24 protein-coding genes and 1 riboswitch are annotated in these 24,119 nt (G+C 55.5%); of the genes, 14 read left to right on the top strand and 10 right to left on the bottom strand.

The features are described from left to right. Positions 1–80: 80 nt before the first annotated feature. Positions 81–1,397, top strand: coding sequence for a UDP-glucose dehydrogenase family protein (locus ACR0BI_RS09325; RefSeq protein ID WP_480562257.1), 1,317 nt, complete (start codon positions 81–83; stop codon positions 1,395–1,397). A gap of 30 nt (positions 1,398–1,427) precedes the next feature. Here ACR0BI_RS09325 and ACR0BI_RS09320 read toward each other — a convergent pair whose 3' ends face one another. From ACR0BI_RS09320 to ACR0BI_RS09295, 6 genes are all read right to left on the bottom strand, one after another. Further along, on the bottom strand, positions 1,428–2,360 hold the full coding sequence (locus tag ACR0BI_RS09320) for a hypothetical protein (protein ID WP_480562258.1): 933 nt from the start codon (positions 2,358–2,360) through the stop codon (positions 1,428–1,430). 6 nt (positions 2,361–2,366) lie between these two features. Beyond that, complete coding sequence (locus ACR0BI_RS09315) at positions 2,367–3,680, bottom strand: TRAP transporter large permease (protein ID WP_223118444.1); 1,314 nt, start codon at positions 3,678–3,680, stop codon at positions 2,367–2,369. Positions 3,681–3,684: 4 nt separating this feature from the next. Then, positions 3,685–4,218: a TRAP transporter small permease gene (locus ACR0BI_RS09310; protein WP_170406962.1), complete on the bottom strand. Its 534-nt coding sequence runs from the start codon at positions 4,216–4,218 to the stop codon at positions 3,685–3,687. A 69-nt stretch (positions 4,219–4,287) separates the two neighbouring features. Beyond that, positions 4,288–5,262 (bottom strand): TRAP transporter substrate-binding protein, encoded by a 975-nt coding sequence (locus ACR0BI_RS09305; RefSeq protein ID WP_170663349.1) that lies wholly within the window; start codon positions 5,260–5,262, stop codon positions 4,288–4,290. A 52-nt stretch (positions 5,263–5,314) separates the two neighbouring features. Beyond that, positions 5,315–6,565, bottom strand: a complete 1,251-nt coding sequence (locus ACR0BI_RS09300; protein WP_480562259.1) for an NAD(P)/FAD-dependent oxidoreductase — start codon at positions 6,563–6,565, stop codon at positions 5,315–5,317. Next, complete coding sequence (locus ACR0BI_RS09295) at positions 6,562–7,695, bottom strand: enolase C-terminal domain-like protein (protein ID WP_480562260.1); 1,134 nt, start codon at positions 7,693–7,695, stop codon at positions 6,562–6,564. Before ACR0BI_RS09295 ends, ACR0BI_RS09300 begins: the two co-directional genes overlap by 4 nt. A 96-nt stretch (positions 7,696–7,791) precedes the next feature. On the opposite strand from ACR0BI_RS09295, the gene ACR0BI_RS09290 reads away from it, so the two are divergent. Continuing rightward, complete coding sequence (locus ACR0BI_RS09290; RefSeq protein ID WP_170406952.1) at positions 7,792–8,712, top strand: LysR family transcriptional regulator; 921 nt, start codon at positions 7,792–7,794, stop codon at positions 8,710–8,712. On the opposite strand, the gene ACR0BI_RS09285 is transcribed toward ACR0BI_RS09290, so the two are convergent. Continuing rightward, complete coding sequence (locus ACR0BI_RS09285; RefSeq protein WP_480562261.1) at positions 8,673–10,367, bottom strand: thiamine pyrophosphate-binding protein; 1,695 nt, start codon at positions 10,365–10,367, stop codon at positions 8,673–8,675. The two genes, ACR0BI_RS09290 and ACR0BI_RS09285, sit on opposite strands and share 40 nt — an antisense overlap. A gap of 111 nt (positions 10,368–10,478) precedes the next feature. Here ACR0BI_RS09285 and ACR0BI_RS09280 point away from each other — a divergent pair, with 111 nt between their 5' ends. From ACR0BI_RS09280 to ACR0BI_RS09245, 8 genes are all read left to right on the top strand, one after another. Further along, the gene (locus ACR0BI_RS09280; RefSeq protein ID WP_170562158.1) at positions 10,479–11,183 is read left to right on the top strand and encodes a GntR family transcriptional regulator; all 705 of its coding nucleotides are present in this window, start codon (positions 10,479–10,481) and stop codon (positions 11,181–11,183) included. Then, positions 11,180–11,890 carry an aspartate/glutamate racemase family protein gene (locus ACR0BI_RS09275; RefSeq protein ID WP_170509055.1) on the top strand — a complete coding sequence of 237 codons (711 nt, stop codon included), beginning with the start codon at positions 11,180–11,182 and terminating at the stop codon, positions 11,888–11,890. The genes ACR0BI_RS09280 and ACR0BI_RS09275 overlap by 4 nt, the downstream gene beginning before the upstream one ends. A 193-nt stretch (positions 11,891–12,083) precedes the next feature. Next, a complete protein-coding gene (gene pta, locus ACR0BI_RS09270; RefSeq protein WP_480562262.1) occupies positions 12,084–13,091 on the top strand; it encodes a phosphate acetyltransferase in 1,008 nt (335 codons plus the stop codon). 69 nt (positions 13,092–13,160) lie between these two features. Further along, a complete protein-coding gene (locus ACR0BI_RS09265) occupies positions 13,161–14,192 on the top strand; it encodes a YeiH family protein (RefSeq protein ID WP_480562263.1) in 1,032 nt (343 codons plus the stop codon). 170 nt (positions 14,193–14,362) lie between these two features. After that, the gene (locus ACR0BI_RS09260; protein ID WP_480562264.1) at positions 14,363–15,592 is read left to right on the top strand and encodes an AGE family epimerase/isomerase; all 1,230 of its coding nucleotides are present in this window, start codon (positions 14,363–14,365) and stop codon (positions 15,590–15,592) included. Positions 15,593–15,738: 146 nt separating this feature from the next. After that, positions 15,739–15,981: a hypothetical protein gene (locus tag ACR0BI_RS09255; RefSeq protein ID WP_170393778.1), complete on the top strand. Its 243-nt coding sequence runs from the start codon at positions 15,739–15,741 to the stop codon at positions 15,979–15,981. A 46-nt stretch (positions 15,982–16,027) separates the two neighbouring features. After that, positions 16,028–17,302 carry a hypothetical protein gene (locus tag ACR0BI_RS09250; protein ID WP_170422523.1) on the top strand — a complete coding sequence of 425 codons (1,275 nt, stop codon included), beginning with the start codon at positions 16,028–16,030 and terminating at the stop codon, positions 17,300–17,302. A gap of 36 nt (positions 17,303–17,338) precedes the next feature. After that, complete coding sequence (locus tag ACR0BI_RS09245; protein WP_170422521.1) at positions 17,339–17,554, top strand: hypothetical protein; 216 nt, start codon at positions 17,339–17,341, stop codon at positions 17,552–17,554. Between the two features lie 58 nt (positions 17,555–17,612). Here the strand turns inward: ACR0BI_RS09245 and ACR0BI_RS09240 are convergent, their stop codons facing one another. Continuing rightward, a complete protein-coding gene (locus ACR0BI_RS09240; protein ID WP_480562265.1) occupies positions 17,613–19,094 on the bottom strand; it encodes an aminotransferase-like domain-containing protein in 1,482 nt (493 codons plus the stop codon). 616 nt (positions 19,095–19,710) lie between these two features. Here ACR0BI_RS09240 and ACR0BI_RS09235 point away from each other — a divergent pair. The 4 genes from ACR0BI_RS09235 (at position 19,711) to ACR0BI_RS09220 (ending at position 23,221) form a co-directional block, all read left to right on the top strand. Beyond that, positions 19,711–20,211 carry a TRAP transporter small permease subunit gene (locus ACR0BI_RS09235; protein ID WP_170393772.1) on the top strand — a complete coding sequence of 167 codons (501 nt, stop codon included), beginning with the start codon at positions 19,711–19,713 and terminating at the stop codon, positions 20,209–20,211. Positions 20,212–20,279: 68 nt separating this feature from the next. Continuing rightward, entirely contained in the window at positions 20,280–21,329 is a 1,050-nt protein-coding gene (locus ACR0BI_RS09230) for a TRAP transporter substrate-binding protein (RefSeq protein ID WP_170393770.1), read from the top strand. A 160-nt stretch (positions 21,330–21,489) separates the two neighbouring features. After that, positions 21,490–22,797 (top strand): TRAP transporter large permease, encoded by a 1,308-nt coding sequence (locus ACR0BI_RS09225; protein ID WP_170393768.1) that lies wholly within the window; start codon positions 21,490–21,492, stop codon positions 22,795–22,797. 13 nt (positions 22,798–22,810) lie between these two features. Then, positions 22,811–23,221 carry a universal stress protein gene (locus ACR0BI_RS09220; protein WP_170393765.1) on the top strand — a complete coding sequence of 137 codons (411 nt, stop codon included), beginning with the start codon at positions 22,811–22,813 and terminating at the stop codon, positions 23,219–23,221. A gap of 70 nt (positions 23,222–23,291) precedes the next feature. Here the strand turns inward: ACR0BI_RS09220 and ACR0BI_RS09215 are convergent, their stop codons facing one another. Both ACR0BI_RS09215 and ACR0BI_RS09210 read right to left on the bottom strand, forming a co-directional pair. Beyond that, complete coding sequence (locus ACR0BI_RS09215) at positions 23,292–23,591, bottom strand: CcdB family protein (protein ID WP_170393763.1); 300 nt, start codon at positions 23,589–23,591, stop codon at positions 23,292–23,294. After that, positions 23,591–23,821 (bottom strand): type II toxin-antitoxin system CcdA family antitoxin, encoded by a 231-nt coding sequence (locus ACR0BI_RS09210; protein WP_170393761.1) that lies wholly within the window; start codon positions 23,819–23,821, stop codon positions 23,591–23,593. The genes ACR0BI_RS09215 and ACR0BI_RS09210 overlap by 1 nt, the downstream gene beginning before the upstream one ends. Before the next feature lie 179 nt (positions 23,822–24,000). Further along, a riboswitch (TPP riboswitch) is annotated at positions 24,001–24,106 on the top strand. Positions 24,107–24,119: the final 13 nt, after the last annotated feature.

The following is a 24,119-nucleotide window of genomic DNA, read 5'->3' as shown; positions in this document are numbered from 1 at the left end:
CCCCAAGAGCTCTTAGTTCAGCGGTTGAAAGAGACCAGGAAATGCGCCATTGGCGAAACCCAAAAGAAGGAATTCGATAAATGCGCATTGCGATGATTGGCACCGGATATGTTGGTTTGGTGTCCGGGGTTTGCTTTTCGGACTTTGGCCATGATGTGATTTGCGTCGATAAATCCGATCGCAAGATCAAGATGCTTCAGGATGGAGAGGTGCCGATTTACGAGCCGGGCCTTGATGTGCTCATGGCCAAGAACGTGGCAGCTGGCCGCCTGACCTTTACCACCGACCTGGCCGCTGCGGTCGACGGCGCGGACGCGGTGTTCATCGCGGTAGGCACACCTACGAGACGCGGGGACGGGCACGCTGATCTGACTTATGTGATGGCCGCCGCCGAAGAAATCGCTCAGGCCATCACCGGCTATACGGTTATCGTAACCAAATCGACTGTCCCGGTTGGCACCAACCGCAAGGTTCATGAAGTTGTCTCGGGTGCAAATCCGAAGGCGGAATTCGACGTCGCATCGAACCCCGAATTCCTGCGCGAGGGCGCCGCAATTGATGATTTTATGCGCCCAGACCGTGTTGTCGTAGGGATCGAAAACGAACGAGCGGCGGATGTCATGGCCGAGATTTACCGCCCGCTTTATCTGCGTGACTTTCCGATCCTGACCACTGATCTAGAAAGCGCCGAGATGATCAAATACGCGGCGAACGCATTCCTGGCGACCAAAATCACGTTCATCAATGAAATCGCCGGTCTTTGCGAGCGGGCAGGCGGCGATGTCAAAGAGGTGGCGCGCGGTATTGGTCTGGATGGGCGGATCGGCAACAAGTTTCTGCACGCAGGCCCTGGCTATGGCGGCTCGTGTTTTCCGAAAGACACCGCTGCACTTGCCCGGATCGGACAGGATTTTGCCCACCCGATGCAGATCACCGAAACCGTCATTCGTGTAAACGATGAGGTCAAGAAGCGGATGATCGAGAAGATCCGGGATGCCTGCGATGACAGCTTCAATGGCAAGACCGTGGCGGTTCTGGGTGTGACTTTCAAGCCCAACACCGATGACATGCGCGACGCACCTTCCCTGACCATCGTTCCCGCCCTGATCGGCGGCGGTGCCCAGGTCCGCGTTGTCGATCCGCAAGGCCGTGCCGAGGGGGAAGCGCTGCTTCCTGGCGTCGAGTGGATGGATGATCCCTACGCCGCAGCCAAAGATGCGGACGTTGTTGTCTTGCTGACAGAATGGAACGAGTTCCGCGCCCTGAACCTGAGCGAGCTGGCAGAGACTATGAGATCCCCCCGAATGGTCGACTTGCGTAATATCTACTCGTCCACGATGGTTCTGGGATCGGGATTTGAAACCTATGTCGGCGTCGGGGTTGGGGATCAGCGTTAGGGCTGGCACCGCCAATGCCTCTGGCCCAAATCAGCTGGTTGTGGCAGCCGTCTGATACAGTCGGCGCATGATCAGCGGCGTCAGATACATCGGTATCTGATAGGCCCCGATGAACACCATGATCGGCGCGGTCACTTCAGGTGGCAGTGCCACGAAGAATATCGCGATGTTCCGGTTTCCGGCGATCAGAGACACCGCCGTAGCCTCGGCACCGGGCATTCGAGTTCGTGTGAATTGGAATGAGACAACCTGAGCCCCAAAGTTGATCAGACAGGCAAACGCGATCCAGAACAGCGCGAAACGTGGGTCCACAAGTGCGGTTGCACTCAATGATGGCATCAGGCCAACAACGAAAACGGACAGAGTAATCGTTGCCGCACCTTCCACGTTCAAAAGCGTAGACTTTGAAGGTTGGCGCAGCACCGTGCGGCGCAATATGACAGCCGCGAGAATTGCTATTGTGATGGTAAGAAAAAGCCGAAGCGCGGTCATCAGGACCGCCCTGAGATCACCCAATTCCGGCATCAGCCAAAAGATCGGTAACGCGGTCAGTGGCAAAACAGCCGTTCCAACCACGACTAGTCGCATCGCCGGTTCCGCAGAATAGCCCATCATCAGGCACATATTGGGGCTGCCGGATATTGATGGGGCTGCAGCCATGACAAGCAATGCCAAAAAAACTGGCGAACCGGTCCATCCGCAGGCAATTCCAATCCCAACGACAGACAACGGCAAAACCAATTGAAAGGCGGCAATCGTTCCCGCAACTTTTCGCAGGTCAACCAGCGAACCCACAATGGCCCCCGGCTGCATTCGCAGCAGCGTCAAAAACAGCAGGAGCATGACCAAGGGCGGCAATAGAGGCCGCATCGGTGCGGCCAGCCCCGGCAGCAGAAGGCCTGCGGCAAGGCCCGATACCAACACATATGGGCCGTGACGCGCCGCAAGGTGAAGCGGGTTCAACGGCGTCTACCCACCGGGGCTTTGACGCAGGTTTTCGGGCAGCCACGTCGCCAACTCGGGGAACCAGATCAGAACGAACACCATCAGCACCATGATCAGGAACATCGGGATCGCAGCGCGGGCGATATAGCTCATTTCATGGTTAGTCATGCCCTGCATCACAAACAGGTTGAAACCGATGGGCGGCGTGATCTGCGCCATCTCGACAACGACCACGATGAAGATACCGAACCAGATCAGATCGATCCCGGCGTCCCGGATCATAGGCTCGACAACAGCCATAGTCAGCACAACCGAAGAAATCCCATCAAGGAAGCATCCCAGAATGACGTAGAATACCAGCAGAACCATGAGCAGTTCGAACCGGGTCAGTTCCCAGCCCGCGATCAAATCCGCAAGCCCGCGCGGCAGGCCGGTAAAGCCCATCGACAATGACAGGAACGCAGCACCCGCTAGGATCAGCGCAATCATCGCACTGGTGCGGGTTGCGCCCATCAAACTTTCAGTGAAGGTCTTCCAGTTCAACGATCCCTGCCCTGCTGCCAGTAGCAGTCCGCCAATCACACCGAAAGCCGCCGCCTCGGTCGCCGTAGCATAACCCAGATACATCGATCCGATTACCACCATGATCAGCAGGATCACTGGCAACAGAAAGCGAGAGTTCTTAATCTTTTCGGAAAAGGTCAGCTTGCTCTCATCGTTGGGGTTCCAGTCTTTGCCAACTTTCGAATAGATGGCGACATAGCCCATGAACATTGCGGCAAGCACAAGACCGGGCAGGATGCCTGCAAAGAACAGCTTGGTAATGGACTCGTTGATCGTAACGCCGTACACGATCAACGTCAGTGACGGTGGGATCATTAGCCCAAGTGTTGCCGCGCCGGTCAGCGTGCCGATGACCATGCGTTCGGGATAGTTGCGCTTTCGCAGTTCCGGGATCGACATCTTGCCAACCGTGGTCAACGTCGCGGCAGATGACCCCGATACCGCGGCAAACACCGTACAGCCTACGATATTCGTGTGAACCAGCCCTCCGGGCAAAGGTGCCATCCACGGCGACAGGCCTTTGAACATGTCTTCGGACAATCGCGTTCGGTAGAGGATCTCGCCCATCCAAATGAACATCGGCAAGGCGGTCAGCGTCCAGGATGACGAAGCCGACCAGATCGTCGTGATCATCACATCACCCACCGGGCGTGTCGTGAACAGCTCCATCCCGACCCAGGCGACGCCCATCAGAGCGAGCCCGACCCAGACACCGGTGCCCAGCAAGGTGAAAAGGACAAAGAGGAAGAGGATAATAACGGATATATTTTCCATGCTCTTACTCTCCGTGGCTCTGATCGGCCAGATCACGGGTGATGCGGTGATCACCCTTGAACAGGACATGGAACAGGTGATCGGTCAGCGCGATGGCCAGAATGACCGCTCCGATCAGCATGGTAGATTGCGGTATCCAAAGGGCGGTTTTATCTTGCCCCTGGCTGATATCGTTGAACTTCCAGCTCCAGTACACAAAGCGATAGGCATACCAGCAGAAATACCACATGACCGCCGAACCAATCGCAAAGCACCAGATTTCCAGAATTCTGCGAAAGCCATCGGGAACCGCATTCAGGAGAATGGAGACTCTAATATGGCTGCCTCGGTTCAGGGCGTTGGCGAAGGCCAGAAAAGACGCAGCGGCCATCGCGTATCCAGCATAATCCGGCGCGCCGGGAAACACCTCACCGGTCCAACGGGCCAGCATTTGCACAACAATCAACACCAGAATGGCAATCAGGCTGAGCGCCGCCAGAACCCCTGCTGCCAGATAAATGAAATCCAGTACGGACCTGAGCCCTCGCATTGCCGCCATGCTGTCCCCCTGTGCTTTTTGTGGATTGGGAGCAGGCGGCAGGATGAACTGCCGCCCGCATTCGAACGATTATTGAGAGTTAAACGCGTCGACGATGGCTTTGCCTTCGTCACCGGCGGCCTCAAGCCATTCGTTGGTCATGGTGACACCGATTTCTTTAAGCTCATTCGTCATCTGTTCGGATGCAGGACCAACTGTCATGCCGCCATCGCGCAGACCCTGAAGCGTAAAGCCGGTATATTCCTTGGCACGCCAGTTACCTGCATACTCGGCCAGTTCCGCACAGCCTTTGATGACGTTCTTGTTCGCATCCGAGACACCGGCCCAGACGTCTGAGTTGACCATCACGTAGTTGCGCGGCAGCCAGGCATCCACTTCATAGAAGTAGTTCAGACTTTCCCAGACCTTCCGGTCATAGCCGGTCGACCCGGACGACACCATGGAATCCGCTACTCCGGTGGCAAAGGCCTGGCTGATCTCAGCCGCCTCGATGGTGACGGGCAGCATACCAGTCAGTTCGGCCAGGCGTGAGGTGGCGTTGTTATAGGAGCGGAACTTGATCCCCTCCATATCCGCAACCGAGTTCACTTCGTTCTTGAAATAAAGCCCTTGCGGAGGCCACGGCACTGCATAAAGCAGGGTCAGGTTCTGTTCAGCCAACAGCTTTTCAATCGAAGGTTTGGCGGCATCCCAAAGCTTGGCGCTATCATCGAATGACGTGGCCAGGAACGGGATGGAATCAAAGCCGAACAGCGCGTTTTCGTTCTGGTGCCCAGACAGCAGACGCTCACCAATCGGGGCTTGCCCGGTCTGGATCGCACGCTTGATGTCGGCACCTTTGAACAGCGAGCCGGAAGGGTGCGTGACAATCTCAATCTCACCACCGGTTCCTGTGGTGACACATTTGGCGAACTCCGCGCCCGTGGCCGAGTGGAAGTTTGATGCTGAATAGGCCATCGGCATATCCCATTTCTCGGCCATTGCAGGTGCGGCCGCGGTAGCGGTCAGAGCGGTTGCCGCCAGAAGGCTTGTCAGTTTTTTCATCATGTTTCTCCCTGTTGAGTTTTGAGGTGCCGGCGTTCTTCGCCAGTCATTTCTATGTTGCGAAACGCGAGGGCGCGTAGACGCTCATGTCAGTGTTCGGTGTTCTGCCCGCAATCATCTGGGCCAGAAGTCGCCCCGTTTTCGGCCCGCCTGTCAGGCCAATGTGATGGTGCCCAAAGCCCATATACGCACCGCTGATCCCCGGAGCCTCACCGATAATCGGGATCGAGTCGGTTGGTGCTGGGCGGTGCCCCATCCATTCCACCTCCTCCTTCCATGTCAAACCCGGGAAGGCCATCCGGGCATTCTTGCGCATCAATTCAAACGGCGCGCGTGAGGGTGGCGCATCAAGACCGCCAAATTCCACGATGCCAGCCAAACGAATGCGGCCATCCATCGGTGTGGCGACAAATTTGCCGGAAACCACCATGACCGGACTGCGCGGCATGGCAGAAGGCTCCACCAATTCAAGATGATAGCCGCGTTCGGTTTCAAGGGGAACAGAAATGCCTAAACGCTTGGCCAAAGGCCCCGACCAAACGCCCGCAGTTACAATTGCCGTATCACACGCGATGGTTTCGCCTGCCGCCCGTATACCGGTTACACGACCGTTTTTCTGAACCACGTCATCGACCGCTGCACGCAGGATTGTGCCCCCATGTGCCTCGACATACGCCGCCAGATCTTTGACGTACCGGCCCGGGTCCGTGATATGGCCATGATCCGAAAGCTTCGCCGCAAATCCAATGTCTTCACTATAGACCGGATCATAGGCGTGAAAGGCAGGGCCTTCCAATTCGTCCCATGTGAATCCGTTCCTGCGCCGAATGTCCCAGCCAAACGCATCATCTTTGAAATGCGCGCGGTCGTTGTACAGGAACAGATAGTCAGAGGGCACGATCCATTTTTCAGCGCCTGTGCCCTCGGCCAACGCTTTGTGGTCGTTCAGGCTATCGCCAACAATTGGCGTCAAAGCTGAAGCTATGCGTTCCACATCTGATGCATTCGCATGACTCAAATAGCGGGTTAGCCAAGGGATCAGCTTTGGAAGATACCCCCATCTCAGAAACAACGGCTGAGACGGGCTGAGCAGCATTTTGGGCGCCTTCCGGAGCAGCCCTGGAACAGTCACCGGAACAATCGAGCATGACGCCAGCACGCCCCCATTGCCATGTGAGGTGCCCTCTCCCGGTCCGACCTTGTCGATCAGGATTACCTCGTGACCATCCCGCTGCAGCCATACCGCAGCAGACACGCCAACAATCCCAGCGCCGATGATCGCTATGGTCTTCTTCTCGCTCATGCCCCCACCGCCTTGGCCATTGCATAATGCTCAAGCTTGGTTACATCAGGCCTGTTGCCGAGGCCGGGTGCGTCAGGGACTACAACTTCGCCGCTGCTTACTTGGAAGGGGCTTTCAAGAATGTCCTCTTTCAGGAAGTAGGAGGCTTGATAGAATTCGCAGCCCAACGTTATCTCAGGTGTTGCAGCAATCATATGTGTGCCCGCCAGATGCGCCAATCCGGCCTCGAACATATCACCGCCATAGGCTGTCAGACCATGTGCTGCAGCGATACGGGCCACAGTCTGGCCTCGTGTCGGGCCACCGGATTTCATGATTTTCACTGAAACCCCGTCACAGATACCGTCACGCGCTGCCCGCTCCATGTCTTCGGGGCCAAAGACGCTCTCATCAGCCAGAAGTGGGACGTCAATCATCTGTCGCAACTTGCCCATCATGCTGAATTGATGAGCGCGGACAGGTTGCTCAATGAAATCCGGAGCGAATTGCGCAACATCGCGAACCTGAGCCGGTGCGTCCTCGATACTGAGCCCCTGATTGTAATCAACACGAACCCTGAAATCCGGATGGTTCTGCGCGAGATATTCCAACCGCATGATATCGAAGGCGTGATCCTTGAACCCGGTCTTGAGCTTTACAATCCGAACGCCATCGGCCTGCAATTGTGCCAGCAACTCAACATCCTGAGCGAAATCCGGGTTCGCAATTGAGCAACTGAGTGGAATGGTTCCCCGGCACTTCCCGCCCAGCAGAGACCAAACAGGAACCTTGCTGATTCTGCCCGCAAGATCCAGCAAAGCAGTTTCCAATGCAGCCTTTGCCTCGGTGCAATGAGCCACGGCATAAGCTGCCTGTGCCATGATCGCTGAACGGTCGCCCACTCTGGCCCCAACCACAAGTGGGCGCAAATAGCGATCAAGGGCTGCATAAGTGGCCTCTGGGGTGCCCGTGAAGACAGACCAGGGAGAGGCCTCACCAAATCCTTCACTGCCGTCCTCGGATCTCAGCCGCAGGACGACGACTTCGCATGTTCCTTCGACGGACCCGATGCCATGATCACGGCGAGACGTCACGGGCAACTCAAGGTGCCAGAGATCATAGCCGATGATTTTCTGTGTCAGATCGCCCATTGCACCCCCTGCCAATGGCCGAAGCCTGCCTTGACGAGGATATCATTTCAAATACTATATTATCTAGAGGTCATCAGGAAAAATGATACCATAGCGATGTCCCTGCGATTTCGTCAGCTACAGGCTTTTCATGCCATCATGGAAACCGGCACTGTCACGGGTGCGGCCTCGGTGCTTGGGATTTCACAGCCCGGGATCAGCAATCTGTTGGCACAGCTAGAGCGCGAAGCGCGTTTGCCGCTGTTTGAACGCAACAAAGGCCGGTTGCTGCCTACACCAGAAGCTGAACTTCTATACCGCGAGGTTGATACGGTTGTTCGGGGGCTGGATCACGTAGCGCAGGCGGTCACGGATCTGCAGAACAAGCATCCGGGTCAATTGCAGATCGCCGCACCACATCTGCTATCCTTCGGCTTCATGCCGCGTGAGATCGCTCGCTTCGCAGAAAGCCGCCCGAACCTGTCGGTGAGTTTTCAGTCGCAGTATTCCTCGAAGATTCAAGAATGGGTAATCTCTGGCCTGTTTGAGATCGGCATTGTCGAGATGCCCATTCTGCATGACACACTGAACTATCAGGTCTTTGAGTTCGAAACGCTGGCGACCTTTCCGGAAACCAGCCCTTTGGCAGATTATGATGTGCTCACACCTGAAATTCTTGAAAACGAACCATTCATCGTGATGGGGCCAGAGCATCAAACCCACCGACGAACTCGGGACATCTTCCAATCAGCGGGGCGCAACTGGCGGACCCAGATTCACACCCATCTGTCAGAAAACCTGCTAAGTTTCGTCAAGCAGGGCATGGGGGTCGCGATGATCGATCCCTTCACTGTCACCTTTGACGACGAGAGCGGGTATCAAACCCGCCCCTTCCGACCGGCTGTGATGCTTGATCTGGCCATTATCACCGCGAAAGGGCGACCCCTATCAACGATTGCACAGGATTTTCTGGCTCAGCTAACCCCTTCGATCGCTTCTTATGCCACCCATTCCGAAACCGGTGCAGCGGCCTCGTGAAGCGGTTGTGAGTAAATGTCGACCAATGTCGGGCCATCATGCTCGATAGCCTGTTTCAGAACTTTGGACAGGTCTTCGGGATCTTTGACAGTCCATGATTTCACACCAAAGGCGCTTGCAACAGCGGCGTGGTCGGTGCGGTTGAAATCAACATTGTAGTATCTCTGCCCAAACCCTGCGTCCTGTCCGGCCTTGATCCAGCCAAAGACCGAGTTCGAGAATACAATTGAGGTGATCGGCATGTTGTGCCGCACCATGGTTTCGAACTCACCACAGGCAAAGCCGAATGAGCCGTCACCCATCACCGACAAGGTTTTGACCGAAGGCCGCCCAATATGCGCACCCATTGCAGCACCCAATGAATACCCCAACGCCCCATGCGCCCGGTTAGTGATGAAATGCCGGCCTGGTGTCCGCCAGCGGTAATGCGCGCTGAAATATGGGCATGGCGTGCCGGGATCAGCGACAACAATTGCATCATCATCCAGGATATCCATTAGCGAAGCCATGACAGCCTCGGGCCGGATCGGCGTTTCTCGGCTGGCTGCAAGCGGGGCAAACGCAGCCAGTTTGGCCGCCCATGCCGCGCTTGATTTGGCCGCCCCGCCCAGCCTGGGCAGGTCTTGGCGTGCCGCCAATGCGTCCGCCAATGCTTCCAGCGCGAGACGCGCGTCGGCACAAATAGCGACTTCGGTCGGATAGTTGGCTCCGATCACCATCGGGTCACTGTCGATATGAATGATGGTGGCATCGCGAGCAGGGCTTCTCCAGCGCTCGGTCGTGACGGATCCTGCGCGACATCCGATGAACAGAACGACATCCGCCGCATCTACCACAGCGCGGGTGGCAGGCACCCCGCCATTCGATCCGACAACACCAAGCGCGAGCGGGTCTGTCTCGGCAATCGAGCCCTGCCCCGACACGGTCGTGGCGACAGGCATATCCAACAGTCCCGCAACCCGGCGCAGTGCGTCGCTTGCCCCTGATAGAACGGGTCCACCGCCACAAACGGCTACGGCGGATTTAGACTTTGAAAGTATCTCTGCTGCCGCCTCGACCGCATCCATGTCGGGGCCTGCACGTTCCGCCGGATAGCTGCGATGTCTTGCATCCGCCCAGATCTCTGCCTCGTCCACCGGCGCTTTCTGAGTATCGAAGGGTAAGGCAAGATGTGTGGCCCCAGGTGTACCGGTGGTCATTGCACGGAATGCCGCCCGAACCATGGCCGGCAATCGTGTGGCGTCATCCAGCGACGCATTCCACTTGGCCAGCGGCTTGAACAGCGCGGGTTGGTCCAATTCGGTCAGCGGGTACTTTCCCCGGCTAGTTGTTGCCACATCCGAGGTGATCGCAAGAATAGGAACCGAGCTTTCGTTGGCTTCGACCACGCCAGGTAGAATATAGGTCGCCCCGCCTCCAGACGGGCCTTCGCAGACACCCGGCTTACCTGTCACCCTTGCATAACCATCCGCCATGTAGGCCGCATGACGTTCATCCCGCGTCAGAATGTGCTGAATACCGTGATCCATCCGAGATAGCGCATCATAGAATGGCAAGGTTGTATCACCACATAGGCCGAACATGTGCTTCACGCCATGCGCCTCAAGCATACGGACCATTGCCTCGGCTCCGGTCAGGTAATTCGTTCCTGTCATGGTCGGCGACTCCCTCGATCCAATCTGCACACAGACCTGTATACAGCTTTGTATATTGATTTCAAGACTGGCCTGTGGCACCTGTGGGGCAACGACCAAAAGGCAATACCAATGGCAGGTCCACGCGTTGATGATATCTACGATCAGGTGAAGGCCATGGCGGTTTCATTCCGCCTGCGTCCCGGCGATCGTTTGAACGAGGTCGCCCTGTCGAAAGAGCTGGGCGTCAGCCGCACCCCTTTGCGCGAAGCACTGAACCGGCTGGTCGCCGAACGTTTGTTCGACTTCCGCCCGGGACAGGGTTTCTTTTGCCGCCCATTGGATGCCCAAAGCATTTTTGACCTGTTCGAGCTGCGCCAAATCATCGAAACCGCCGCCGTCCGCGCAGCGTGCACCAAGGCCACCACAGAACAACTGCAGGCGCTTCACGACGAACTTTATGCGACGGGTATCGATATCACCGGGCTTACCGTTGAAGAGGCCGTCACGCGAGATGAAGCATTTCATCTGGGCATCGCCCGGCTGTCTGGCAACATGGAATTGCTGCAAACCCTGATGCGGATTAATGAGCGCATTCGCTATATCCGATGGATTTCCATGAGTCTGGACCGGGTCCAACGCTCAAAAGACGAACATAAGCGCGTCATGCAGGCCTTGATGAACCGCGACGCTGATGAGGCCGCGCAGGCTTTGGGCACCCATATCAACAAGCGGATGGATCAGGTGCAGGACGCGGTGCGCCATGGAATATCAAGCATCTATATGGAAGGGTCGGACGATATCTCGACCCGCATTATTCAGGAGGCGCAGTCATGATCGCGCAGGGCGGAAAATCCATATACGGCGCATCTGTCGGCATCCTGATGTTGGACGCACAGTTTCCACGTATTCCCGGTGATATGGGCAACGCTCGGACATGGCCGTTTCCCGTGCTCTATCGCATCGTGCGCAACGCCTCGCCTGATCTTGTGGTCCGACAAGGTGCTGAAGGAATGCTTGGAGCGTTCATCGATGCCGCACGGGAACTTGTCAAAGACGGGGTAGACGGGATCACCACCAATTGCGGCTTTCTTTCGCTGTTTCAGGATGAACTGGCCGAGGCGGTTCCTGTTCCGGTCGCGACGTCCTCGATGATGCAGGTCGATATGGTGAACCGTATCCTTCCTGCAGGAAAGCGCGCCGGCATTCTAACCATCTCCGCCTCAACACTTACGGATGAGCACCTGCGAAAGGCACAGGTCCCCGACGGAACTCCAATTGGCACCACCGAAGGCGGCAGCGAATTCACAACCGCTATTCTCGAAAACGCATTGACGCTGGATGTGGACAAAGCCCGCGACGACAATGTCGAAGCAGCGCTTGCGCTGCAAGCGGGCAATCCCGACCTTGGTGCAATTGTACTGGAATGTACAAACATGTGCCCTTACGCGGCGGACATACAGCAGGCGACTGGTTTGCCAGTGTTTTCTATTGTTACTTTCATCAACTGGTTTCAGGCCGGACTAAACCCGCCAAGGTTCTGATCAAGTGAACAGTAAGTCCAGAGTAGCCGCCGCCTATAGCCAGATGGCGATTCTGGACCTATCGGCAACAGCTTGACGGTGAACCAGAACCAAGCAATCAAGAAACGAAATCAGAACAGCGCCAAAACGATCATCGTTAACCTCAAGGCACCTGTTCTGACGCCGATTAACAACAGTTCAGGAACCGAGACGCATGACGAAAACACCGATCGAGCTGTTGGCGGCCAGTGCCTCGGAAACCCGCCCAATTGTAGCGCTGAGCGAAGGCACCGATCCCCGCATTGTTGCCGGAGGATTAGCCGCCCATAAGGCTGGTCTGGCCAATATTATTCTCGTTGGACCTGAGGCCGACGTTAAAGCGGCGCTCGCGGCAGAGGGTGGCTCAACCGGGGACGGTATTGCCATCCATGATCCTGCGCATTCGGAACTGACTGACGCTTTTGCGGCCGAGTATTATTCTCTGCGCAAACACAAAGGTGTCGATGAAGCCAAGGCACGCAAAGCCGCAGAATCGCCGCTGGTCTATGCCGCGATGCTGGTGCGAATGGGGCACGCAACAGGAACCGTGGGCGGGGCGGTCCATACCACAGGCGATGTGGTCAGAACTGCCATCCAGGTTATTGGAATGAAGCCCGATGTTGGAATGGTATCCTCGTTCTTCCTGATGTACCCACCCGAGGCCGCCGCTGAGGGCGCTCGCGCCATGCTCTATTCAGATTGCGGCTTGGTGATCGATCCGACATCCGAAGAACTGGCAAACATTGCGGCCGCTTCAGCGGTGTCCGCGCGGGCATTGCTGCAGGAAGAGCCAAAGATCGCGATGTTGAGTTTCTCAACAAAAGGCAGCGCCCAACACCCAGCGGTGGACAAGGTCGTCAACGCGACAGAAATACTGCGGGCGAAACACCCAGAGTTGAATGTGGATGGCGAGCTGCAATTCGATGCCGCCTTCGTGCCGTCGATTGGTGAGCGAAAATCCCCCGGGTCCTCGGTCGCGGGTCAGTCGAACGTCAAGATTTTCCCAAATCTGGATGCCGGAAATATCGGGTACAAGATGACTCAACGGCTGGGCGGTTATCTGGCGATCGGTCCGGTTTTGCAGGGGCTCGCCAAACCGGCCAATGATCTATCGCGCGGATGCAGCGCGGAAGATGTGACGCAGATCATCGCGGTGACCATCCTGCAGGCGCGCGAACCCTAAACTCGGCAGCCCGCCTGCTTTATCGCGCAGGCCCGCGACCCATTCATTACAAACAAAGGACCATCCGTTATGGCGTCCGCCGATCCTTCAGCCCTATCCCTCACCGAGCGGAGCAAGGAGCGTGTTCGCACGCTCTTTCCCGGCGTCATGATCGCCGTAACCGTTGCCGTCGCCGCCAAGTTCCTGTCCGAGCATTATGCTACCCCGGCCATGCTGCTTGCCCTTCTTTTGGGGATTGCGGTCAGCTTTCTGGGCGAAGAAGGAAAAACCGTTGAGGGGATCGGATTCGCCGCACGCACACTTCTGCGCCTTGGCGTGGCCTTGCTGGGTGTGCGCGTTTCGATGACCCTGATGCTGGGTCTGGGCTGGGACCTGATTGCCCTTGTGATCGTCGGAGTGCTGTTGACCATAGGATTTGGCCTGTCCGTAGCTCGTTTTTTTGGCCACAAATGGCGCTTTGCCTTTCTGACCGCCGGTTCGGTTGCAATTTGCGGTGCATCCGCGGCAATGGCGATCAGTGCAATCCTGCCCAAGGACGAACGCTCGGAAGAGCGTCTGATTTTTACGGTCATGGGCGTGACCGTTTTGTCCACCATCGCCATGATCGCCTATCCGATCCTGGTACGCACATTGGGGATGAACGAGATTGCGGGCGGTGTGTTTCTGGGTGGCACCATCCATGATGTGGCTCAGGTTGTCGGCGCGGGATTTTCGATCTCGGAGCAAACCGGAGATACAGCGACGCTGGTCAAATTGTTCCGCGTGGCGATGCTGGCACCGGTGGTTTTGGTCGCTTCACTGATTATTCGTGGCTTTGCCGAAATGGACGCAGACGGGAAACGCCCACCGCTGTTGCCGGGATTCGTGTTAGGATTTCTGGTTCTCGCTGCGGCATCCTCATTCGGATTGATCCCGCCAGCGATTTCAGAATTTCTAAGCCAATGCTCTCGATGGTTGTTGCTTGTTGCGATCGCAGCTGTTGGGATGAAGACAAACCTTAAACAGATCCTGTCGGTCGGTGCAGCCGCAATCGCCCTCATCATAGTGGAGACGTTGTTCATCGCCGTGGTAATTCTGGCCGGGATTAACCTATTAACCTGAAGCAGTTACCAAGAGTTTTCCGCCAACTGCGACGGCTGAACGGCAACCCCTGACAGTCCGGTGCGGGTTTGTCGATTGCCTTCGTTCGCGGTGTTTGGTTCATTGGCGACTGGCGCTTTGCAGCGTTTTTTCGTTCGATTCCGAATGATTCCTCAAGCGAGATGAAGAATATGGACAACACCTTGCCTCTGCCACCTGGCCCGCATTCCGAACCGGGTTTTTGGCTTGATACATCTGAACACCGCACGTGGTTGAAAGATCAGGCTATGCGACAGTTGGCGTTTTTCAGCGCAAGTTGTCGGACCGAGCCAGGATTTTTCACCCTCGACCATGATGGCAGCCCGCTGCCAAACACATTGCAGGAACTGCACACGACTACACGCCTGGTGCATTCTTACGCTCTAGGGCATCTGATTGGATTTCAAGGCGCTGAGCGGATCATCGATCACGGTATGGCCTACCTCAACAGCCACCACAAAGACCGGGATCACGCCGGTTACCTTTGGGCTTTGGATGGCGACAACATCAAAGATGATCGCAAGCTTGCCTACGGGCATGTCTTTGTTCTGCTCGCTGCCTCAAGCGCAAAACAGATAGAGCACCCGGAAGCTGACAAACTGCTGATCGAAGTCCGAGATGTTTTGGACACACATTTCTGGGATGATGAGGCCGGGTTGTTCCGCGACGAATGGAACCGCGATTGGACGCCGTTTTCCACATATCGCGGAATGAACGCGAATATGCACGGAGTTGAGGCACTGCTTGCAGCTTTTGAGGCGACAGGCGACGAAATCTTTCTTACCCGCGCCGGTCGTATTCTGGATTTCTTTATCGGCCGGATCGCACCTGCTGAAAACTGGCGCTTGCCCGAGCATTTCACTTCAGATTGGCAGATTGACCGGGGCTATGCCGGTGACCCGATGTTCCGTCCCGCAGGCACGACCCCAGGCCATTCGTTCGAGCTTGGGCGACTTCAGCTGCAGCATTGGGATTTATCGGGCCGACCAAACTCGGGCGCGACCGAGTCATCGCGACGATTGATTGAGCAGGCCCTCAAGGATGCGTGGCTGCCCGGCGGCGGCATGGCATATACGCTGGATTTCGGGGGTCGGGTCGCAAATGCGTCGCGGTTCTGGTGGCCAGTAGCTGAAGCCATTGGTGCGGTTGGAACCCTGATCGCACTGGATAAAAGGCAAGAGGATGAAATTTGGTACAGAAATCTCTGGACCTTTGCGAATGAAACGTTCGTGGATCACCAACATGGCGGCTGGTTCCCTGCGGTGGATGAATCCGGTGACATCGTGACATCCATCTTTGACGGCAAACCGGATATCTATCATTCATTGCAGGCTTGCCTGTTCCCGCTATCGGGGCGCTTATCGCGGATGGTGCCGCTTTAGCGCGTGCGAATTCAAGCAGAGCGAGACCCGCATCGAGCCGGCTCAATTGAAGAGTCGGAGCAAATCTGCTATGTTAAATACATTCAACACCATCCGACGACTTGCGAATTCGGATGCGTTTCTTGACGAACGGATAGGAGAGTTGAATGGCAAATCAAGCACGTGGAAAGCGAACGACCCGAAAGGGCACACTTGAGGTGAGACCACAACCATCGGCCCATTCCGCCCTGAGCGAACGGGCCGGGGCGTCAGGCCTCATGACCCCGCAAATGCTGAGCGAACGCGATGAGCGCGTCTCAAAAACTCGCAAAAAGGGCGGGCCTGCTTTGGAAGAAGATAATTCGGATCAATCCGGCAATGACGCTGATCCGACGGAACTGGATTACTAATCAATTACGCACATTTTTTTGACATGAGTAGATTACGGAGGCTGCTATGCCCTCGACCCATCAGCCAAGGATTTTCAACACAATAAACCTTACGGATTTCGATACTAACGGCCAAACCTCTACTGTGGGCGAGCCGACAGTTTCCAGCAATGGAGGTCAGATTCTGGCCACTGGCAACTGGTATGCAAGTCGGTCACTGGACGGCGGCCAAAGCTGGTCTCACATGAGCCCTTTCACGTTGTTCCCACCTGTTGACGGGGGGTTTTGCTGCGACCAGACCACGATTTACGACCCAAGCCGGGATCTGCTTATCTGGCTGCTTCAATATATCGAACAGGGGGGCACCAACACACTGCGGGTTGCGGTCAAACAAGGGCGCACCTTGGGGAACGACACATGGAACATTTGGGATTTCACCCCCGCCGGGCTTGATCCCGCGTGGAACAATGAGTGGTTCGACTATAACCACGTTTCGTTGTCCGAAAACTATATGTATGCAGGCACCAATGTGTTCTCGGCCGGGGCTAACCAGTTTACCCGCTCGGTCATTCTGCGGATTTCACTGGACGAACTGGCGACCGCGGCAACGCTATCATTCGACATATTCGAAACAGAAGACAACTTCTCTCTGCGCTGCGTACAAGGCGCACGCGGCGCGATGTACTTTGCCAGCCACAACACGAACTCGCAGATCCGCGTATTCAGATGGGCCGAGAACGCCTCGGACGTAGATGAATTCGACATCGATGTCACGCCTTGGTCCGCAGGCAATTATTCCGCGCTGACCACCGGTGGCGACTGGATGTCGCGCACTGATCCACGCATTATGGCTGGTTGGCTGGGACGCGGCGTTCTGGGCTTTATGTGGACAGCTAATCGTCAGACCAACAGGCCACTCCCTTTCGTCAGGACCGTCCGCATTGACGAAGCAACCATGTCATTGATTGACGAACCAGATATCTGGAACAGTCAGATCGCGTTCGCCTACCCCTCAACAGCTGTAAACCGGGTTGGTGATGTAGGGCTTTCGGTCTTTGCGGGTGGTGGGAATTTGCATCCGAGCCATGTTGTTGGCTCATACGACGATATCGATCTGACTTGGCGGCTGGCCCTCGCTCGACGTGGCACAGACACTCCGGGTCTGGGAAAATGGGGCGACTACACCAACTGTGCCGAGGTTGCCGATGATGGCTTCACCTGGCTGGCAGCCGGGTACACGCTGCAGGGCGGGAACACCCAAACTGACATCGAACCAACCATGACCTGGTTCGCACAGCAGCGCTATGACGCACCACGTCGCCATCCGCCCGTTATCGTCTAAAACATTATAACCATTTATAATTCAGGGATATACATCATGCACAGAGCGATTAAATCACAAGGCGTAAAGTCATTCTTGCGGCAGGAAGCCCCCTGGCTACTTATCGCCTTTGTTATTGCTGACCTATTCTACAAATGGGGGTCATTCGCCCTGGAATGCGTCGGCTTTCTGCTGACTTGGTACGTCCTGAGCCTTCTAGCCAGCCTGGTGTCACGTATGCTGTGGGGGGAAAACTCAGCTGTCGGAGATTGAACCATCGATCAATCTTTTTAAGCTTGCGGACTATTGGTTTGCCTCCCGCCCTGGTACATTACGAGTTTGTTGCGCGTAGGTCTGAAATCACTTCGGACAACAGCTCAATCCCTTTTCGGATAGAACCGGGTTGGATTGACGAGACGCCAAGACGAAAGTGGTATCTCCCTGCGGTTTTATTTGAGAAACAGGGCCCGATCGGCTCCACAATAACACCGCGTTTTAGGGCGGCTTGACATATCGTCATGGCATCCAAACGGGCCTCGGGATCAGAAAGCACAAAAACCGTTCCGCCAAATTCGCCCGTTTTCAGGAAATGGGGTAGCTTTTCACGGATCGTCGTATCAGCCAGATGCCAGCGCAGCTCATAATTCTGGCGAACCCTGCGCAACAAGCCATCATAGTACCCCAAGTTGATAAACGCTGCAGCAGTGTGCTGAAGGATCATCGGCGGATGGCGCATCATCATGCCCCGGCAATCGCGCGCGGCGTCAATAAATTCTGGCGCAGCCGCCAGATACCCCAGGCGCAAACCTGGTGAAAGACCTTTGGAAAGGCTGCCCAAATAGATCAGTCGATCCGTGTCATCCAGACTGCGCAGCGGCAGCAAAGTAGAATGCCGGTAATCCACATCGCATTCGTAATCGTCTTCGACGATGTAAAAATCATACTCTTCAGCGGCCTGCAGCAAGGCCTTGCGGCGACGCTCGGACATCGTGACGGTGGTTGGGTGCTGGCGATTGGGGGTTACGAATACCAGGTCAGCCTCGCGCAGACGTTCATCGACGATCAGACCCTCGTTATCAATGGGTTGAAACCTTACATTCCCAAAATTTGCCTGAAGGATCTTGCGTGCATCCGGATATCCCGGATCCTCCATGACCGCTGTTTTATCGCGCCCGCCGAACAACAGGCTGGTGATAAACAACCCGTTTTGCGAACCCAATGTGATCAGGATTGAATCGCTGGGTTCAAAAATACCGCGACGGGGCAGGATGCGCTGCCGGACCTGCTCGATAAGTTCAAAGCAATCCTCGTACAGCCCGTCCCCAGACCAGATTTTCAGGTGCTTTCGATTCATGGCCAACCGAGTGCATTCGCGCCAATCCGCAACTGGGAATGCGCCATCATCGATTTGGTTGCACACAAACGGATAGTCGTACTTGTACCAGTCATTCGGGCGCTGGATGGTTTCGATCTCTTCGGTGCGGCGCAGTTTGTTCAGTTTCTGGCCAATCGATGTGCGCTGTCTGGTGTTGGTTCGCCCAATCGCATCACCGTCCGTGCGAATCCCCACGTCAGAGCAAACATAATAACCCGAGCGGGGCCGGGCCTCGATCAGTTGCTCTTCTTCAAGCTTTCGATAAGCCGCGACGACCGTATTGATCGAAACATCGAGATCCCGCGCCAACCCCCGACATGAGGCAAGCTTTAGTCCAGACGGCATCAAACCTTCAAAAATGAGTCGTGAAATCTGCGAGACGATCTGATCTCGCAAACCGCTGGACTGAGATTTGTCGATGCTCAACCGTTGTGTCATGTCCTGTCAGGCTCTAGTCGCAAATTCTGCGACGCGATTTGCAAACTGTATCCATGTTTTCAAGTGCTCCATGCAAAGTGGAAACGACGCCAAATTCCCAAATTCTGTGCTGGCAATGCTGAAAGCAATAGCGCTCTTACTAAAAGCGGGTTGATGATAACTCAAAAAAGAGGCTTCAGCCAACGCTATGTTTTTAAAGTACTTATACCGACCTGAGATGTGCTTAAGCAACCTGCGCTGCCATTGTTGAACTTGTAACATCTTAACGCTCGGGACTGAATCGCGGCATCGAACAGTCACTTGGCGCGATGAAATCTGTACCCATTATTACAAACAACTGTATCTTTCTCAGTCGAACTCCTTCGCGTTTGCTGTAGCGATCCGGGAAGTTCCATGTCGAAATTAGGGATCACCCGGGCCGTTCGATGCGACTAGGGAGGGAGACCATTCGCATGGTTTTGCAGGAGTGGGATATGCGTCGACTCTGTGAACAGCGATTCAGCAGACGTTTCTCTGATGTCCGTCCGAACCCCGACGCGAAGGGTCCGGTACATCAATTCAGCGCACAGATTTTTTGAGGGAGAACCAGATCCATGAAAAACACAACGAGGTTGGCATGCTGATGCGCGGTCTGGAAAAGCTGACAAGCGCAATCTCAGAAGTCATGGGCCGCATCGGCTGGTTTCTCATCTTGTATTGCATGGCGTTTGGCGTGTCGGACGTGTTCATGCGCTATGTACTGAACGCGCCCTCCCAGTGGATCGGCACCACATTGCAAGCTGCGATGGTGTTGTTGGCCTGCACCGGCGGCGTCTATGCGTTGCAGCATGACAGTTTCGTCAAACTCGACCTGTTTTATGCAAACGCCAGCAAGCGGTCAAAAGCGATTTTGGATGTCCTGACGGCACCGATTGCAATCCTGTTTCTGGTCGCATTGATCTGGAAGGGTTACGAAGCCGCATCGCTGTCTCTGATGCTTAATCAGAAGACCCCGACATCCATTCCGATCCCGATTTATCCGATCAAATTTGCGATCCCACTCAGCGGTGCAATGGTTCTCTTGGTGGTCCTGAAACACTTGCTCCGCGATCTGCAAACGATCTTCGGGCGCAGTTAGGCACGCTGGCCTGGGCACCTGCAAATACAAACTAAAACAGACTGATCCACTAACGAGGAGGAATAAACATGAAACCAAACAGGTTTGTGCACACAACCATGTGGGCAGGCGCCATAGCCGTGACCGCAAGCATTGCCGTCGCACAAGATGGGCCGCCGGATGAAGTAACCGAGTGGACCTTCCAGCCCGCATTTGACCAGACCGATGCCGGCTGGGACAATGGCCTGATCCCTTGGGTTGAAGCAGTTGAAAAAGCGACTGAAGGCACGGTCAAAATCCGTGTTGAGCCCGCAGGGGCGCTGGTCAGTGGTGCAGAGGCCTTTGGCGCAGCGGCGGCTGGACTGACCGATGGCTACGCGGGCTGGGGTTCAGTCTATGGTGGCGACATGCCCGAAGGCATGCTGGCGTTTGGCATGGCCATGGGCGCCGACAACACCGAAGAAGCGTGGGAAGTGATGTGGGGCAACCCAGACTACCGCGTTGGGGACATCGTGCAAGAGGCCGCCAATGCGCGGAACCTGCAGTGGGCAGGCTGGACCAACCAGGGACCGAACGCAATGTTCACCAAGTTCCGTGTCGAAAAACTGGAAGATCTGGAAGGCCGCAAGATGCGCGCCGGTGGACCCCAGGCCATCTTCCACTCGACCATGGGCGGCGCGCCGGTCTCGATGAACGGTGGTGAGATTTACACCGCAATCAAACTGGGCACCATTGAAGGCACCTACTGGGATACAGGCGGCATCGATGACATGTCGTTCCAGGAAGTAATCGACTATGCGATCATGCCCGGTTGGAACCCTGCTCAGCACCAGGAGATCTTCATCAACCTGCAGAGCTGGAACGCCCTGACCGACTGGCAGCGCGAAAAGATCAACGGTGTTTTCGAAGAAACCTATTTCGAAACCAGCCGCATGCATGCGGAAGGTGTCGAAGAAGCGCTTCAAATCCTGCGCGATGCCGGTGGTGAAGTAATCGAGCTGAGCGATGAAGAAGTTGCTCGTATGCGCGAGAAATCCATTGCCGAAGTGTGGCCGCAGGTTGCAGCCGCATCCGAGGGCAACGCCAAAGGCGTGGAAATCTTCAAGAGGTTCCTGGAAGACAAGGCGAACGCGCAATAATCCCGCGCAATGTCATCTTTCCAATATAGCTAAAACTCTTTCGCTGGCCCAATCGTCGGGCCAGCGGACCAGACGGGCGCATGTCAGTGCTAAAAGCACTGCTGACACACAACCCGGCAAAGACCGCGCGAACGGCCACTAGGTAGGGAAACTAAAGATCATGAGCCTCGAACTAATTACAGCGCTGTATTTCTTAATACTGTTTGGGATCCTTTTCATGGGGCTGCCGGTTGCGTTCGGCTTGGGTGGAACAGCGGTTCTATTTGCCCTGGTTTTCGAACCTCGCGCGCTGTTGTCCGTACCCAGTGCATTCTATTCAACGCCTTGGAATTCGGTACTGGTCACAGTGCCATTGTTCCTGTTCATGGGCTCACTCATAAGATTTTCGGGGATAGCCGAAACGGCCTATGACGCCGTCTACAAGCTGATCGGCCACATTCATGGTGGTCTCGCGATGGGTACAGTTCAGGTCTGTACTGTTTTTGCCGCAATCACCGGCATCACACCGCCGGCGACCACCACGATGGGTCAGATCGCCTATCCTTCGATGATGCGCTACAAATATGATCGCCGTATCGCGATCGGTTGTATCGCGGCAGGCGGTGCATTGGGTGCGCTGATCCCACCAAGCGTTCCGTTCATCTTCTATGGATTGCTGGCCAAGGTTTCGATCGGTGACCTGTTCATGGCGGGGTTGCTGCCCGGCCTGATGCTGGCCACGTTCTACACGATCTACATCGGCGTACGTTGTAAAATCCAGCCCGAGCTGGGCCCCGCCCTGCCCGCTGATCAGAAATTCACCCGCACCGAAAAACTGACCGCCGTTCTCAGCATCTGGCCGTTTGCCTTACTCATCATCATCGTTCTGGGCGTCATCTGGGGCGGTATCGCAACACCGGCGGAAGCTGCCGCATTTGGTGCCGCAGGCGCCTTTGTCATCAACCTGATCTACGGCAAACTGACCTGGGAGGTGCTGAGGGAATCGTTGGTGTCCACCTTGAAGCTCAGCGGTATGGGGCTTTGGATTCTGATTGGTGCCACCGTCTATCTTAATGTGTTCAACACGCTTGGCAGCCAGGACCTGCTGACCAATCTGGTTCTTTCCATGCCCGGCGGTGCAACCGGCATCCTGCTGATGATGATGCTGATCATCCTCGTCCTGGGTATGGTGATGGATGATTGGGCCATCATCATGCTGTGCACACCACTGTTCATCCCGATTATCGACGAATTGGGGATCGACAAGCTGTGGTTTGGCGCGCTGTTCATCGTGAACATCCAAATCGCTTACCTGACACCTCCGTTCGGTTTTGTGCTGTTCTGGATCAAAGGGGTTCTGCCCAAAGATGTCAGCATGGGGGATGTCTACAATTCGGTTGGCCCGTTTGTGGCACTCCAGTTCGTTGGCCTGACCCTGATCTTCATCTTCCCGCAGATCGCCACCTGGTTGCCCAACATCCTGAAATAATCCGGAGGTACAGATGTATAACCATATCCTCGTTCCAGTCGCCCCTGATCACATCAACGACTGTGCCAAATCTCTGGATGCAGCAAGCCGCTTGCTGTCGGATGGCGGGACAGTATCGGTGCTGTCCGTTCTCGAAGAACTACCTTCGTATATCGGGTCGTACTTTCCACCCGAGCAGGTTCAGAAAAGCGTTTCTGATTTTGAGGACAAACTGAACGCATCGATGGAGTCTCCGAAGATCGGCACTCATGTTGTTACAGGTCATCCAACAAATTCCATTCTGGATTGGGCCGAAGAACACAAAGTGGACTGCATAGTGGTGGCGTCACACCAACCGGGCCTTTCGGACTATCTGATCGGTTCAACAGCTGCACGTGTGGTCCGTCATGCACATTGCAGTGTCGTGGTACTGCGCGACAAGTAGAGCAGAAGCATAACACCTTACAGGTGTTATGCGCGCAAAGTGGCTGGCCAATGAGGCCAGCTATTGTCGTTCAGAACCCTTGCATCAGCATGTCTACAGCCACGGTGATCTGCTCGAAATCATCTTTCAGATGACCCACTGGTGATTTGAGGAGTCCCACAGGAACAGCAGCCATGAACTGGGTCACCATTACAACCAGCTCACCATCTATCAGGAACTCAGGGTTGAGGCGGGTCGCTGGTTTCGGCGCATGTGCTTTTGGCAAAAGCGGCACCACTATGCGGGTATTCAGATCGCTCAGAAGATCGGTTTGCACATCCAGAAGATAGCCATCGCCGGAGGGGTTGGGGAATACATCGTATTTCGGCATCAGAACTGACGAAAGCGGTCCAAGGGCAACCCGTGCCGTTCAACATACGAGTTTGAGCTTTGCAGTGCCTCCGCGTTTTCGGCCCTCCACTGTGCTGCCTTCGCAGCGGTAACGGCGGCACGCACTCCTTCTTCGGCGGCACGCGACAGGTTCACGTTCAGCGCTCTGGCCTCGGTGAGCAAAGCGCTATCAAGTGATAGATTGGTCGGTTTGCGTGGTTGAGCGTTCATTCTGTCTTGGCCTCCATGTGCCTGAGAATATCAATATACTATATGCGCGTCAAATATGCGCATATCACCTAAAGGACTTCTCTGGCATCGTGGCTCGTTCTTATGGTATTTCATTCAATGCTCATTGAACGAGAACCTAACGATTTCGGTTGAAATCGTCCTCTCATCCCCCTAATCACGACCCTACCTCGGGGTGCGCTAAAGACCGCGCTGAGATGCCAATTGGCAAACCCGTTGAACCTGAACCGGCTAGAACCGGCGGAGGGAAAGGTACAGGTTTCATCCATCCTTACCCTCT

The sequence above is a fragment of the Ruegeria sp. E5 genome, from assembly GCF_056534105.1.
The sequence above is the reverse complement of the archived record's forward strand: the minus strand, read 5'-3'. Positions and strand labels throughout refer to the sequence as shown.

Coding starts and splice junctions, on each gene's coding strand:
- ACR0BI_RS09275 (WP_170509055.1), top strand. CDS start 11,180: ATGATCGCGCAGGGCGGAAAATCCATATACGGCGCATCTGTCGGCATC.
- ACR0BI_RS09235 (WP_170393772.1), top strand. CDS start 19,711: ATGCTGATGCGCGGTCTGGAAAAGCTGACAAGCGCAATCTCAGAAGTC.
- ACR0BI_RS09230 (WP_170393770.1), top strand. CDS start 20,280: ATGAAACCAAACAGGTTTGTGCACACAACCATGTGGGCAGGCGCCATA.
- ACR0BI_RS09295 (WP_480562260.1), bottom strand. CDS start 7,695: ATGGGCGATCTGACACAGAAAATCATCGGCTATGATCTCTGGCACCTT.
- ACR0BI_RS09315 (WP_223118444.1), bottom strand. CDS start 3,680: ATGGAAAATATATCCGTTATTATCCTCTTCCTCTTTGTCCTTTTCACC.
- ACR0BI_RS09250 (WP_170422523.1), top strand. CDS start 16,028: ATGCCCTCGACCCATCAGCCAAGGATTTTCAACACAATAAACCTTACG.
- ACR0BI_RS09300 (WP_480562259.1), bottom strand. CDS start 6,565: ATGAGCGAGAAGAAGACCATAGCGATCATCGGCGCTGGGATTGTTGGC.
- ACR0BI_RS09255 (WP_170393778.1), top strand. CDS start 15,739: ATGGCAAATCAAGCACGTGGAAAGCGAACGACCCGAAAGGGCACACTT.
- pta (WP_480562262.1), top strand. CDS start 12,084: ATGACGAAAACACCGATCGAGCTGTTGGCGGCCAGTGCCTCGGAAACC.
- ACR0BI_RS09305 (WP_170663349.1), bottom strand. CDS start 5,262: ATGAAAAAACTGACAAGCCTTCTGGCGGCAACCGCTCTGACCGCTACC.
- ACR0BI_RS09280 (WP_170562158.1), top strand. CDS start 10,479: ATGGCAGGTCCACGCGTTGATGATATCTACGATCAGGTGAAGGCCATG.
- ACR0BI_RS09240 (WP_480562265.1), bottom strand. CDS start 19,094: ATGACACAACGGTTGAGCATCGACAAATCTCAGTCCAGCGGTTTGCGA.
- ACR0BI_RS09220 (WP_170393765.1), top strand. CDS start 22,811: ATGTATAACCATATCCTCGTTCCAGTCGCCCCTGATCACATCAACGAC.
- ACR0BI_RS09265 (WP_480562263.1), top strand. CDS start 13,161: ATGGCGTCCGCCGATCCTTCAGCCCTATCCCTCACCGAGCGGAGCAAG.
- ACR0BI_RS09290 (WP_170406952.1), top strand. CDS start 7,792: ATGTCCCTGCGATTTCGTCAGCTACAGGCTTTTCATGCCATCATGGAA.
- ACR0BI_RS09310 (WP_170406962.1), bottom strand. CDS start 4,218: ATGGCGGCAATGCGAGGGCTCAGGTCCGTACTGGATTTCATTTATCTG.
- ACR0BI_RS09245 (WP_170422521.1), top strand. CDS start 17,339: ATGCACAGAGCGATTAAATCACAAGGCGTAAAGTCATTCTTGCGGCAG.
- ACR0BI_RS09210 (WP_170393761.1), bottom strand. CDS start 23,821: ATGAACGCTCAACCACGCAAACCGACCAATCTATCACTTGATAGCGCT.
- ACR0BI_RS09215 (WP_170393763.1), bottom strand. CDS start 23,591: ATGCCGAAATACGATGTATTCCCCAACCCCTCCGGCGATGGCTATCTT.
- ACR0BI_RS09285 (WP_480562261.1), bottom strand. CDS start 10,367: ATGACAGGAACGAATTACCTGACCGGAGCCGAGGCAATGGTCCGTATG.
- ACR0BI_RS09325 (WP_480562257.1), top strand. CDS start 81: ATGCGCATTGCGATGATTGGCACCGGATATGTTGGTTTGGTGTCCGGG.
- ACR0BI_RS09260 (WP_480562264.1), top strand. CDS start 14,363: ATGGACAACACCTTGCCTCTGCCACCTGGCCCGCATTCCGAACCGGGT.
- ACR0BI_RS09225 (WP_170393768.1), top strand. CDS start 21,490: ATGAGCCTCGAACTAATTACAGCGCTGTATTTCTTAATACTGTTTGGG.